Source organism: Nitrobacter hamburgensis X14 (assembly GCF_000013885.1).
In the GTDB taxonomy this organism is placed as follows: domain Bacteria; phylum Pseudomonadota; class Alphaproteobacteria; order Rhizobiales; family Xanthobacteraceae; genus Nitrobacter; species Nitrobacter hamburgensis.
This window is the reverse complement of the sequence record NC_007964.1, coordinates 3,558,137-3,571,199: the sequence shown is the minus strand read 5'-3', so window position 1 is coordinate 3,571,199 and position 13,063 is coordinate 3,558,137. Positions and strand designations below refer to the sequence as shown.

The window sequence follows — 13,063 nt, the reverse complement described above, 5'->3', positions numbered from 1 at the left end:
AGTTTTGATCGTCAAAGGCCGTCATGCAGAACGACGGCCTTTTTTCGTTTGTCCTGTGTGGCGCTCCCTCCGCAAGTCTCGTAAGAGGACCGCATGAACAGGACCGTCTTTTCCCTTCCCGCGCAAAGCGAGTACGCGACCGCCGGTGGTCTGGTCATCAGCCGGTCGATCGAGCATTTTACCGGCGGCAGCCGGCTCGACGATCTGATCGGCCTACTCGACCGCCGCCGCGGCCTGGTGCTGTCGTCGGGCACGACGGTGCCGGGACGTTATGAGAGTTTCGACCTCGGCTTTGCCGATCCGCCGCTCAAAATCGAAACCACCGGACTGAATTTTGCCATCGAAGCCACCAATGCCCGTGGCGAGGTGCTGATCGCTTTCCTCGGCGACACCTTAAGCGAACCCTGTGCGGTCGTCACCGAAAAGACCGCGCGCCGGATCGCCGGTCACATCGTGCGCGGCGAGGCGCCGGTGGAAGAGGAACAGCGCACCCGGCGCGCCAGCGTGATGGCGCTGGTGCGGGCGCTGGTGGCGGCGTTCGCGTCGCCGGACGATCCCATGCTCGGGCTCTACGGCGCCTTCGCCTACGATCTCGTGTTCCAGATGGAAGATCTGGTGCAGAAGCGCGCGCGCGAGGCCGACCAGCGCGACATCGTGCTGTTCGTCCCGGATCGGCTGCTCGCCTATGACCGCGCCACCGGCCGCGGCGTAACGCTGAATTTCGAGTTCGCCTTCGGCGGCCGGTCCACCGAAGGGTTGGCCACGGACACCGGTGATAGCGTTTACACCAAGACCGGGCGGCAGGGTTTCACCGATCACGCACCTGGGGAGTATCAGGCCACGGTGGAAACCGCGCGTGCGGCGTTCGCACGCGGCGACCTGTTCGAGGCGGTGCCCGGACAGTTGTTTGCCGAGCCGTGCGAGCGCACGCCGGCCGAAGTGTTCCAGCGGCTGTGCCGGATCAACCCGTCGCCCTATGGCGGGCTGGTCAATCTCGGCGACGGCGAATTTCTGGTGTCGGCCTCGCCGGAAATGTTCGTGCGCAGCGACGGCCGCCGGATCGAGACCTGCCCGATCTCCGGCACCATCGCGCGCGGCGCCGACGCCATCGGCGACGCCGAGCAGATCCGCGAGCTGCTGAACTCGGAGAAGGACGAGTTCGAGCTCAACATGTGTACCGACGTCGATCGCAACGACAAGGCGCGCATCTGTATGCCGGGAACGATCAAGGTGCTCGCGCGCCGCCAGATCGAGACCTACTCGAAACTGTTTCATACCGTCGACCACGTCGAGGGAATCTTGCGGCCCGGCTTCGATGCGCTCGATGCGTTTCTCACCCACGCCTGGGCGGTGACGGTGACCGGTGCGCCGAAGAAGTGGGCGATCCAGTTCGTCGAGGACAACGAACGCTCGTCGCGGCGCTGGTACGCCGGCGCGTTCGGCGTCGTCGGCTTCGACGGCTCGATCAACACCGGCCTGACCATCCGCACCATACGCATGAAGGACGGGCTCGCGGAGGTGCGCGTCGGCGCCACCTGCCTGTTCGACAGCAAGCCGGAGCTTGAGGACCGCGAGTGCCAGACCAAGGCGGCGGCGCTGTTTCAGGCGCTGCGCGGCGATGCGCCGAAGCCGCTCTCGGCGGTGGCGCCGGACGCGACCGGCTCCGGCAAGCGCGTGCTTTTGATCGACCACGACGACAGTTTCGTGCACATGCTGGCGGATTATTTTCGCCAGGTCGGCGCCCGCGTCACCGTGGTGCGCTACGTCCACGCCCAGGACATGCTCGACAAACAGAGCTACGACCTGCTGGTGCTGTCGCCCGGTCCCGGCCGGCCCGAGGATTTCGGCATGGCCAAAACCATCGGCACCGCGCTGGAGAAGAAGCTGCCGGTGTTCGGCGTCTGCCTCGGCGTGCAGGCGATCGGCGAGTATTTTGGCGGCCGTCTCGGCCAGCTCGCACAGCCGGCGCATGGCCGGCCGTCGCGGGTACAGAATCGCGGCGGGCGGCTGATGCGCAATCTGCCGAACGAGATCGTGATCGGCCGCTATCATTCGCTGTATGTCGAGCGCGACGGTCTACCCGACGTGCTGGAGGTGACGGCGACCACCGACGACGGCGTGCCGATGGCGATCGAGCACAAGACGCTGCCGGTCGGCGGCGTGCAGTTTCACCCCGAATCGCTGATGTCACTCGGCGGCGAGGTCGGCTTGCGGATCGTGGAGAATGCGTTCCGGCTGGCTCTATCTCCCTCCCCCCTTGGGGGGGAAGGTCGGGGAGGAGCGTGACCTGGATTTCGGCCCGTCATTGCGAGGAGCGTAGCGACGAAGCAATCCAGACTGCGCTCCCTAGGTCACTGGATTGCTTCGCTGCGCTCGCAATGACGATGCAGCGGTCATCTCGATTTGGGAAAGCCACATGACATTCGAAGACGATCTGCAGGCCTCCGTCCGCACCATTCCGGATTATCCGAAGCCGGGGGTCATGTTCCGCGACATCACCACGCTGCTTGGCGACGCGCGCGCGTTCCGCCGCGCGGTGGATCAGCTTGTGCATCCCTGGGCCGGCTCGAAGATCGACAAGGTTGCCGGCATCGAGGCGCGCGGCTTCATCCTCGGCGGCGCGGTGGCGCACCAGCTCTCTGCCGGATTCGTGCCGATCCGCAAGAAGGGCAAGCTGCCGCATCAGACCGTGCGGATGGCCTATGCGCTCGAATACGGCACCGATGAAATGGAAATGCATGTCGACGCCATCGCCAAGGGCGAGCGCGTCATTCTGGTCGACGATCTGATTGCGACCGGCGGCACGGCCGAGGGTGCGGTGAAGCTGCTGCGCCAGATCGGCGCCGATGTCGTTGCGGCTTGCTTCATCATCGACCTGCCGGACCTTGGCGGCGCCGCCAAGCTGCACGCGATGGATGTCCCGGTGCGGACGCTGATGGCGTTCGGGGGGCATTGAATTCTTCACCCACTCGGGAGGGTGAAGGCGATGGACTTGCTCACCCCCGCTGCTGCGCCAGTTGCAGTTCGATCTCGCGGAAACTGAAATAGTTGTTACGGGTCCACTGATGCAGTTCGGTGGATGTATCCTTCTCCGTTCGCAGATAGTCGGTGAAGGAGAAGGTCAGTCGGTCGATGTAACTCTTGAGGAACGCCGGAAGTGCTGCGATGTGCATCACCCGACTGTGTATGAAGGTCTCGGGCAGTTCTCCGCGCAGGACGAACTCGTTATCGACGATAACGACCGCGCCGGGCGGCAGCGTTGCCCGCAGGGTTTGGTAGCCGCGTGCGGAAACGCGGTCGCTGTCGGCGATGAACAGGACAACCGGCGCTACACCACGCCGGGCGGCTTCCTTGACGAAGCCGATTTCCTCGATCATCCCGAAGAATTCATCGAAGGCGTGGTAGCCGAGGTCGATCACCTTGGCGAGCCCGTCATCGACGATCAACTGGTCCATCAGCGCCATCTTGCCGAAGGTGTCGTCGATCTCCGCGGTCTCGGTGAGGCGCGGCAGGTAGTCGACCAGCGAGGGTTCCTTCAGGTTGACGTCGAACGCAAGGACATCGCCCCGCTGCAAGCGGAGATACTCGCTGAGCTGCCGCGCGATCAGCGTCTTGCCGACCTGGGGACGGGGCGAACAGATGATGTAGACAGGCGTGCGGGGCATGACAGACATATCGGAGAGATGATCCCGATCTAGCAGGATGTCGAAAAACTCTCCACCGTCATTCTCGATGCGCAATTGCGCACATCTGAGGACGCCGCTTCGGCGGCGGTCTGGAATCTCAAACGACCGGCTACTTGCTCGATGCGCGGGAGCTGCCCTTCTCCTTGGAGGCGACAATGTCGGTGAGCTTGATGCGGTCGAACTCGCGCCAGACATTGGCGAGCCAGTGGCGGACATAGCCGCGCAGGACGAACGAGTAGTTCGCGGACTCGTTCTTCTGTCCCTTGTTGGCCACGAACTTGAGGAACGGCACCGAGGAGACCTCGACCTGCTCGTAGGCCATCTCGTTGAGCTTCGGAATGGTGATCTCGGTCGCGTCCTTGATCTTGTGGAAGTAGGAGTTGTAGGTCGCCTGGTCCCACTCGAAGAAGCTCGTGTTGTTGATGAAATTCTTCACCAGGAAATATTTCGCGCCGGACATGAAGTTCGCGGTCTCCGCGATCTCGTCCAGCGAGGCGATCGAGGGGCCGAGGATGTGGAACACCGCGAAGGTGATCTGCCCGGCCTTGGCCGCATCGAGGAATCCGATGTCGCGAAGCGAGCCCAGCGCCGGGGACAGCATTCCGGCGCGGACGTCGATCACGGTGACGCTGGCTTTGGCCGTGTTCAGCGTGTCGAAGATTTTCATCTGGTCCGAGGTCGTCGTCATGTCGACGATCTCGGTGATATCCGGGTGAAAGCGTCTCAGCGTGCCGCGCGGCGATTCAGTGTCGAAGGCACGGGTGGGCACGTTGTTGGCGTTGAAATAGTCGAGCACGGTGCGCGAAACCGTGGTCTTGCCGACCCCGCCCTTGTCCGCACCGACCACAATCACTGCTGGCTTCGCCATGAGACCCCTTTGAGCAAGCTGAAATCCGCAACCGCGCCTGGTCGCGTGGCCGGAATATCCCCAATGCTGGCTTGGGGCGCGACCATGGCAGAAACGAGGGAGAATTCAATTCGATATGTTAAATCTGGTAAAATTCGTTAAGGCGTGAAGATATCGCGGCCGCTTGCGCGCTGCGCGAGCAGGAACCGGCTTCGACACGGCGACGATCAGAAGATCAGGAGCGATTGCCCCACGGGCCGGGAGCGGGCGGCGGCGCGCTGGCCGGCGGCGTGGGCTCGCTCCACGGCCCCGGCGCGAGTTCCTGTCCGCCGGGCAGTTTGGGATCGGTCGCGGCGCGCTCGGGCTGGTTGTGCGGCTGCATCGGGCCGGGATCGTGGCCGCCGGCATATGTCACCAGCGCGCGCACCCGCGTCTCGATCGACGGATGGGTGGCGAACAGGTCGGCGAAGCCTTCGCGCGGGTTGTCGACGCACATTTCCATCACGGCCGAGGTCGCGCCCGGTAGCTCGCCGCGGTTCTCGATCTTGCGCAGCGCCGAGATCATGGCATCTGGATCCTTGGTCAATTCGACCGAGCCGGCATCGGCCATTAGTTCGCGCGAGCGCGACAGCGCCAGCCGCACCACCTGCGACAAAAACCAGGCCAGCGCGATCAGGGCCACGGCGAGAATCACGGCGATGATGGCGCCGCCTCCGCCGCCCTTGCTGTCGCTGCTGCCGCTGGACGAGGACGAGCGGGACGAGCGCCAACCTCCGCCGCTGATCCGCGTGCCGCTGTTGAAGAAGATGCGGAAGAACAACTCGGCGACGAAGCCGATCACCCCGGCGATGACGACGGCGACCACCATCAACTGCACGTCGCCGTTGCGGATGTGGGTCAGCTCGTGGCCGAGCACCGCTTCCATTTCCCGGTCGTTGAGCGCCTTCATCAGACCGGTGGTGACGGTGATGGCGTATTGGCGGCGGTTCAGGCCGGTGGCGAAGGCATTGACCGCGTCGGTGTTCACCACCTTCAGCTTCGGCATCGGGATGCCGCGCGAGATGCAGAGGTTTTCCAGCAGGTTGTAGAGCCGCGGCTGGTCCTTGCGGCTGACATCATGGCCGCCGGTGACCGCATCGATCAGCCACTGATGGAAGAAATAGGCGATCACGATCCACAGCGCCGAACCCGCCGTGGCGAAGGGGAAGGCGACGATCAGGTCATGCCAGGCCCGGGTGAGATAGAACGTCGCGGTGCGGCTGGCGTCGAACTGCAGGACTTCGCCGATCAGCGCGCCCGCGAACACCATCACGTAAATGAGGACGAACAGCCCGGCGAGCAAAAACATCGAACGGATCTTGTTCGATGCGATGTGGGTGTAGAGACCGTAGACTGCCATCGCTGTGCCGGGTTGGAATGCTTGAGGTGTGAAATCAGGTCGCCGTCATTGCGAGTGAAGCCAGTAATCCAGTTGTTCTCAGAAAGACTGGAGGGCCTCGTCGCTGTCGTTGCTCGAAGACGAGGAACGGGGTTCCTCGTCTTGACAGTCGAATTGCATTCGTTCCGCTCAGAACTTCACCTGCGGCGTCTGCTCCACCACGGTGCGGCTGGCGCCGAGGTCGAAGAACTCCTTGCGGGTGAAACCGAACGTCCCGGCGAACAGCGCCGCCGGCATCTGCTGGATGGCGGTGTTGTATTCCTGGACCGCGTTGTTGAAGAAGCGGCGGCTGGCGGCGATCTTGTTCTCGAGGTCGGACAGTTCGCCGGCGAGCTGCTGGAAGTTGGCGCTGGCCTTCAGGTCCGGATAGGCCTCCGACAGCGCGATCAGGCGGCCAAGCGCGCCGCTCAACTGGTTCTCGGCGGCGCCGACCTGCGCCGGCCCCTGCGCCGACATCGCGGCGTTGCGGGCCTTGACGACATCGTCCAGCGTCCCGCGCTCGTGAGCGGCATAGCCTTTCACGGTTTCGACAAGGTTCGGGATCAGGTCGTGACGCTGCTTGAGCTGCACGTCGATGTCGGCGAAGGCCTGGCCGACGCGCTGGCTGAGTGCGACCAGTCGGTTATAAGCGACAAGCGCGAACACAGCGAGAACGACGATGGCGCCGAGAACAATCCAGCCGGTCGACATGAGAAGGGCTCCTGAATAAGATGATGCGAAGGCGGCTACCGTAGGCGAAATCACGCGCGAGCGGCAGCAAACGGCAGGTTCCGCCGGGAGGCGGCACCTTTAGGTCTGGAATATCCTTAGAAAAGTTCAAGTTGTCCGGCATTTTGTTCTATGGGAAGCATGGACCTGCAGGATTTTTGATGTGGCGGATCAGGACGGCGAGCGAATGATCGCGGACGAACAGTCTTTCGGCGCAGCGGTGGCCACTGCCGTGGACCCGCGGGCCGCCACGTCGCGGATGATGCGCTGCGTGTTTCTGGTACTGGGTATCGGGCTGGTTGCACTCGGCTTTGTCGGCGCGTTCCTGCCGGTGCTGCCGACGACGCCATTCCTGATCCTGGCCGCCGCCTGTTTTGCGCGCTCCTCACCCCGGCTGGAAAACTGGCTGTTGCAGCATCCGCGTTTCGGCTCGCTGCTGCGCGGCTGGCGCGAGCGCGGCGCGATCCCGGCAAAGGCCAAGCTGATGGCGCTGGGCGGCACCGCGATCGGTTTTGCCGGTTTCTGGTTTGGCAGCCATCCGGGGCCGTGGCTCACTGCGGCGGTGGCGCTCCTGATGCTGACCGGGCTGACTTACGTCTTTACGCGGCCGTCATAGGCGAGAGTTACGTCTCGATCAGGTTGACGGTGTCGCCCCAGCCGAGCCGGCGCACGCGGGCATAGGCGGCCTTGTCACGACGGCGGAATGTCGCGAGGCTGGCGTGTCCGTCCGGCCGGCATAGCTTGACGCGCATCTCGGCCTTGGTGACCAACGGCGGCGCCAGCACCCGCGCCGGATGTTGCCGGGCGGGCGTTCGGGCCAGCGCGACGTAGCTGAATTTCTCGTCCTCGAAGGGAAGCTCAGCGCCCTTGATGTGCTTATGCGCGCGCGATCGCGGCAGTCGCTGCACGAAATGGCACCAGTCCGGCGCGGCTTTTTGTTTTGACGCGTTTTCTTCACGCGAAGCGGTGCCCATCCTCGGGTCACGCCCGAGGACATGCTTCGCTGAAAACGTTATGAGCGGGCATTCTTCGTTGTGCGGGCAGGGCGCAACGACATGCGCGCCTTGGGCGACCAGCCTGCGGCGCAGGTCGAGGATACGTTGATAGCCCGCAGGCGTGCCCGGCTCGACGACCAGCAGCGTGTCGCGGGTTGCGGCCCACATCAGGTCAGCGAGCGCGTCCTGCCGGTCGGCATTCATTTCGCCGATGACATAGCTCGCGACGACGAGATCGGCGCTCGCGGCCGCGTCGCGCAGTCCGGCCGACGCTTCGCTTTGCGCATAGCGGAGGCCGTGCAGCCGCGCGTGATCGGCGGCGAGGTCGAGCGCGAGAATCCGCAGCGCCGGATTGGCGTCGAGCGCGGTGAATTCGTCGAGGGAATCGAACGCCTGCGCCGCCGCCCATGTCGCGGTACCGGGTCCGGCGCCGACGTCGAGCAGGCTTCCCGGCGCGAACTCGGGGCGTATTTCGCGGAGCGCATTGAGGCTGGCGACGACGGCCGCATAGGTCGCGGGCATCCGCGCCAGTGCATAGGCGAGTGCGTCGGATTCGCCCCGGATCGCACCCGAGCCGCCGCCGCCGCGATAGGTTTGCGAGATCGCCGCCGCGCGCGCGGCGGCATCGCTGCGGGAGAGGCCGTGCGCCTTGCGATCGAGCGCGGCGCGCAGTGCGGCGGGAAGGGCGGGCGGGATCATCTCAGAACAGATGCCATCTGCTACATGAAAAACCGTCATGCCCGGACTTGATCCGGGCATCCATCCAGGAAGGAGGATGGATTGCCGGGTCAAGCCCGGCAATGACGGGAAGCGCGACTCGCGTCGCCCCTCTCCCACGAGGGGAAAGGGAAGAGGTCTCACGCCACGTTCTGGTCGAGGATCTTCACCGCATTTTCGAGGTCGACCGACACCAGTTGCGAGACGCCGCGCTCGGCCATGGTGACGCCGAACAGCCGGTTCATCCGCGCCATGGTGATCGGATTGTGGGTGATGACGATGAAGCGCGTTTCGGTGGCGCCCGTCATCTCGTGCAGCAGGTTGCAGAACCGTTCGACGTTGTGGTCGTCGAGCGGCGCGTCGACTTCGTCCAGCACGCAGATCGGCGACGGATTGGTGAGGAACACCGCGAAGATCAGCGCCAGCGCGGTCAGTGCCTGTTCGCCGCCCGAGAGCAGCGACAGCGTCTGCGGTTTCTTGCCCGGCGGCTTGGCGATGATCTCGAGGCCGGCTTCGAGCGGATCGTCGCTCTCGATCAGGTGCAGCGCCGCCTCGCCGCCGCCGAACAACTGTGTGAACAGCCGCTTGAAGTGGGTGTTGACGGTCTCGAACGAGGTCAGAAGCCGCTCGCGCGCCTCGCGGTTGAGGCTCTGGATGCCGGTGCGCAGCTTCTTGATGGCCTCCACCAGATCGTCGCGTTCGGTGGCGAGCGAGGTGTGCTGAGTCTCGACCTCGCCCAGTTCCTCCTCGGCGCGCAGGTTGACGGCGCCAAGGCGTTCGCGGTCGCGGCGCAGCTTCTCGAGATCGACTTCGATCTCCGGCAGCGGCGGCAGTTCGACGCCGGGCTGAATCTCGGCCAGCGAGGCGACCGCGTCGGGCTCGACCTCGAGCATGTCGCGGATTTCCCGTTCGGTATCCTCGAGGCGGCGCTTGCTGCCGTCCATGCGTTCCTCGGCGCGCGCGGTGGTCTCCCGCGCGCCCGACAGCGCCTCCAGCGAGATCTTCGCGGCGCGATCGGTTTCCGCCATCACGGCCTCAGCCGTGGCGAGCGCGTCGGCCGCGTCGCGGCGATCCTTCTCGGCGTGCTCGATCTCGCTGATGACGGCGCTGCGCTTTTCCGCGAACAGCGTCGGTGCGTTGTCGAGGTCGGCGCGTTCGGTCTTCACTTCGGTGACGCGCGCCTCGATGGTCGCGATCTGCGAAGCCGCGCTCTGGCTGCGGGTCTGCCATTCGTTGCGTTCGGCCGATATCGCCTGCAGGCGGCGATCGGCGAGTTCGGCTTCGCGCGCCAGCGCCTGGGCCTCGGCGCGCACCTGCGCGGCGAGGCGACGATGGCCGTCGATCTCGGTCCGCACCTCGCCGAGCTTCGTCTCGGTGTCGAGGCTCGGCGGCAACGCGTCAAGAGCCGCCGTCGCGGTCTCGTGGGCGGCGGCGGCCTCAAGGCGGTTGCTGGTCAGGCGGCTGTGCGCTTCGGTCAGCGCCGAGCGGCGCGCCGCGTGGCGGTTGATCTCGCGTTCGGTGCTCGCATGGCGTTCGCGCGCGGCATCGACCTCGCGCTGGCCCATACGCCATGCATTGCGCGCCTCGCTCTCGGCTGACGCGGCGGCGGCGACGGCCTGACTGGCGGCGGCGACGGCCTGCTGGGTCGCTTCCAGCGCATGCCGCCGCTCGGTGACCTCAGTGCGCGCGCGCTCGATCTCGCTCTCGATATCGGCCAGCCGGGCGCGCTCGGCGAGACGGCGCGCCGCGCCGGTCGGCGCATGCGCCGCGGTCACAAAGCCGTCCCAGCGCCAGACATCGCCTTCGAGCGACACCAGCCGCTGGCCGGTTTTCAGATGCGCAACCAGCGCCGCGCCGCGCTCTTTGGCGACGACGCCGATCTGGGCGAGACGGCGTGCCAGTTCCGGCGGCGCCTGCACATGGGCCGCAAGGGATTCCACGCCCTCGGGCAGCGCCGGATCGTCTGCCGTGACCGTCGCGCCGGTCCAGCGCATCGGCGCGGACGGATCCACCGGTGCGTCGAGGTCGTCGCCGAGCACGGCGCCGATCGCTTTCTCGTAACCCTTGTCGACGCTGATGCCGTCGATGATCGGCGGCCACAGGTTCTTGCTTTCGCCGTTGAGAATCTTGGCGATGGTCTTGGCTTCGGTCTCGAGCCGCTGGGCGCGCTTGTCGGCATCCTGCAGCGGTCCGCGCGCGGCTTCGACGCCGGAGCGCGCCATGTCGAGCCGGCTGCGTGCGGCGGCATGTTCGGCCTCGCGCTCGCGGCTCAGGCTTTCCGATTGCGCCAGCGCCTCCTGCGCGCCTTCGATCGCTGCGGCCAGCGCATCGAGATCGCCGAAACCGCTGGTCTGCTGCGCCAACGCTTCGCTCTCGCGCTCGACGCCCGCGATGTCCTGATCGATGCGCGCGAGACGGTCGCGATGGGTCCGCACGTTCGATTCAAGCTGGTTGCGCTTGGCGGTGAGGTCGGCCAGCGCCCGCGTCAACTCCGCAAACGTGGCTTCGGCCGCGGCCAGCGTCGCTTCCGCCTGCGTGCAGCGCTCGTCGACACCGCTGCGCGTCTCGATGCGCGACTTGATCTCGTCCTTCAGCTCGACGTCCTCGACGTCGAGCCGCCGCAAGGCGTCGTCGGCATCGGATGATTGCCGCTGCTCGCGCTCGATGTCGGATGCAAGCTGCGTCAGCCGGCGATCGAGCTCGGCGGCGCGCTCCCTGGCGCGCTCCTCCTCGCGGTCCAGCGCTTCCCGCGCGCTGGTGAGGCGCTGCAGACCGGCGGCGGCGCGGGCTTCCGCCTCGCGCAGCGACGGCAATTCGGACGCACGCTCCGCCTGGAGGCGGGCGGCTTCGGCCTGTTCGCGGGTGCGTTCGGCCAGTTCGCGGACATTGAGGTCGTGGATCCTGGCGGCTTCCGTCACCTCGGCCTGGGCTTCCAGCCAGCGCAGGTGAAACAGCATGGCCTCGGCCTTGCGCACTTTCGCCGCGACATCGCGATAGCGGATCGCCTGCCGCGCCTGCTTCTTGAGGCCCTCCATCTGGCCTGCGAGCTGGCCGATCACATCCTCGACGCGGGTGAGATTGGTTTCAGCGGCCTTCAGCCGCAACTCGGCTTCATGACGGCGCGCATGCAGGCCGGCGACGCCGGCGGCGTCTTCCAGCACGCGGCGGCGCTGCTCGGGCTTGGCCTGGATGATCTCGCCGATCTTGCCCTGGTGAACCAGCGCCGGCGAGCGTGCGCCGGTGGCGGCGTCGGCGAACAGGATCTGCACGTCCCGCGCACGAACGTCACGGCCGTTGATGCGATAAACCGAGCCGGCCTCGCGCTCGATCCGGCGCGAAATCTCCAGCGTCTCGGAATCGTTGACGGCAGACGGCGCGGTGCGATCGGAATTGTCGATCGACATCACCACTTCGGCGTGGTTGCGCGCCGGACGGTTGCCGGAGCCTGCGAAAATCACCGCTTCCATATCGGCGGCGCGCAGCGACTTGTACGAGGTCTCGCCCATCGCCCAGCGCAGCGCCTCGACCAGATTGGACTTGCCGCAGCCGTTCGGCCCAACCACGCCGGTGAGGCCGGGCTCGATCACGAAATCGGTGGGTTCGACGAACGACTTGAAACCGTGAAGACGAAGGCGCGTGAGTTTCATGGGCATTCTGCTCTGCTGGCAAGACGCGAATCAGCCCACAATTACAATACCATATGCAGTATTGCCGGCAGCTCCTGAGTCGCGCATCTCGCGAGGTTCGACAATGGCGAGGGCGGCGCATCAGGGCAACCGCGCAAACCGGCTTTTCCAGAGGCTTTTGCGGGAGTTAGGTTGGAACCCGCGCCGGGCTTGTTTGAAACTGAGTCAGAGCTGGTCAGGGCGCCAACCAAAACTGTCAGCGTCGTCCCCGCCTCGTGCGCAATTGCGCACGAGGCGGGGACGACGGCAGGGAGCGTTTCGCCCATCAGCTCTTCAGCAGGGGATCAATCTTCTTTTTGAGGTCCTCGAACGAGACCTCGCCCTTCACCATCTCGCCGTTGATGAAGAACGTCGGCGTCGAGTTCACCTTCAAAACCTCGTTGGCGTACTTCTGGTCGGCCGCGATCTTGTCGAGCAGGGCCTGATCCTTCAGGCAGGTTTCGACCTCCGGTCCGCTGAGGCCGGCCTGCTTGCCGATCAGCTTCAGCGATTCCGTGGTCTTGGGCCCGGCCCATTCATCCTGCGACTTGAACAGCGCGTTGATGATGGCGAAATATTTCCCGGCGTCGTCCTTGGCGATGCAGCGGGCCAGCATCGAGCCGGCGGCGGCCTTGAGGTCGAGCGGGAATTCGCGGAATACGTAGCGGATCTTGTTGGTGTCGATATAGGCCGCCTTGATTTTCGGGAACACGTCTTCCGCAAAGCGCGCGCAGTGCGGGCATGTCATCGAGGCGTATTCGGTGATGGTAACGGCGGCGTCCTTGGGACCGAGCGCCATGTCCGGCAGTGAGACCGGTTTGGCAACCTCCGCGGCGGTGGCGCTCTGGGCCATGGCCTCGCCGATCAGGCGCCAGGGCGAAAGAGTTGCGAAGGCGGCGAGCCCGCTCAGCGAGAGGGCGGCGTTAAAAGCGCGGCGCGTGATGATCAAGGGTCTGCTCCCGAAACGGCGCGGCGCGCCTGAAAACATTAATTCGCTAACTTGAAAC

10 protein-coding genes are annotated in these 13,063 nt (G+C 65.4%); 3 read left to right on the top strand and 7 right to left on the bottom strand.

What is annotated here, in order from left to right; all coding sequences use genetic code 11:
* Positions 1-93: 93 nt before the first annotated feature.
* Positions 94-2,286, top strand: coding sequence for an anthranilate synthase component I (locus tag NHAM_RS16590; protein WP_011511629.1), 2,193 nt, complete (start codon positions 94-96; stop codon positions 2,284-2,286).
* A 130-nt stretch (positions 2,287-2,416) separates the two neighbouring features.
* The gene (locus NHAM_RS16585; RefSeq protein WP_011511628.1) at positions 2,417-2,956 is read left to right on the top strand and encodes an adenine phosphoribosyltransferase; all 540 of its coding nucleotides are present in this window, start codon (positions 2,417-2,419) and stop codon (positions 2,954-2,956) included.
* Positions 2,957-2,996: 40 nt separating this feature from the next.
* On the opposite strand, the gene NHAM_RS16580 is transcribed toward NHAM_RS16585, so the two are convergent.
* The 4 genes from NHAM_RS16580 to NHAM_RS16565 form a co-directional block, all read right to left on the bottom strand.
* Positions 2,997-3,665, bottom strand: coding sequence for a hypothetical protein (locus NHAM_RS16580; RefSeq protein ID WP_041359179.1), 669 nt, complete (start codon positions 3,663-3,665; stop codon positions 2,997-2,999).
* Positions 3,666-3,795: 130 nt separating this feature from the next.
* Positions 3,796-4,554, bottom strand: a complete 759-nt coding sequence (locus NHAM_RS16575) for a hypothetical protein (RefSeq protein WP_011511626.1) — start codon at positions 4,552-4,554, stop codon at positions 3,796-3,798.
* A 214-nt stretch (positions 4,555-4,768) separates the two neighbouring features.
* Positions 4,769-5,932 (bottom strand): M48 family metallopeptidase, encoded by a 1,164-nt coding sequence (locus NHAM_RS16570; protein ID WP_011511625.1) that lies wholly within the window; start codon positions 5,930-5,932, stop codon positions 4,769-4,771.
* Positions 5,933-6,100: 168 nt separating this feature from the next.
* A complete protein-coding gene (locus NHAM_RS16565) occupies positions 6,101-6,661 on the bottom strand; it encodes a LemA family protein (RefSeq protein ID WP_011511624.1) in 561 nt (186 codons plus the stop codon).
* 280 nt (positions 6,662-6,941) lie between these two features.
* On the opposite strand from NHAM_RS16565, the gene NHAM_RS16560 reads away from it, so the two are divergent.
* Entirely contained in the window at positions 6,942-7,295 is a 354-nt protein-coding gene (locus NHAM_RS16560; protein ID WP_198137048.1) for a YbaN family protein, read from the top strand.
* Between the two features lie 7 nt (positions 7,296-7,302).
* Here NHAM_RS16560 and NHAM_RS16555 read toward each other — a convergent pair whose 3' ends face one another.
* From NHAM_RS16555 to NHAM_RS16545, 3 genes are all read right to left on the bottom strand, one after another.
* Entirely contained in the window at positions 7,303-8,373 is a 1,071-nt protein-coding gene (locus tag NHAM_RS16555) for a small ribosomal subunit Rsm22 family protein (protein WP_011511622.1), read from the bottom strand.
* 158 nt (positions 8,374-8,531) lie between these two features.
* Positions 8,532-12,038 carry a chromosome segregation protein SMC gene (smc, locus tag NHAM_RS16550; protein WP_041358263.1) on the bottom strand — a complete coding sequence of 1,169 codons (3,507 nt, stop codon included), beginning with the start codon at positions 12,036-12,038 and terminating at the stop codon, positions 8,532-8,534.
* 304 nt (positions 12,039-12,342) lie between these two features.
* A complete protein-coding gene (locus tag NHAM_RS16545) occupies positions 12,343-13,005 on the bottom strand; it encodes a DsbA family protein (protein ID WP_011511620.1) in 663 nt (220 codons plus the stop codon).
* Between the last annotated feature and the right edge of the window lie 58 nt (positions 13,006-13,063).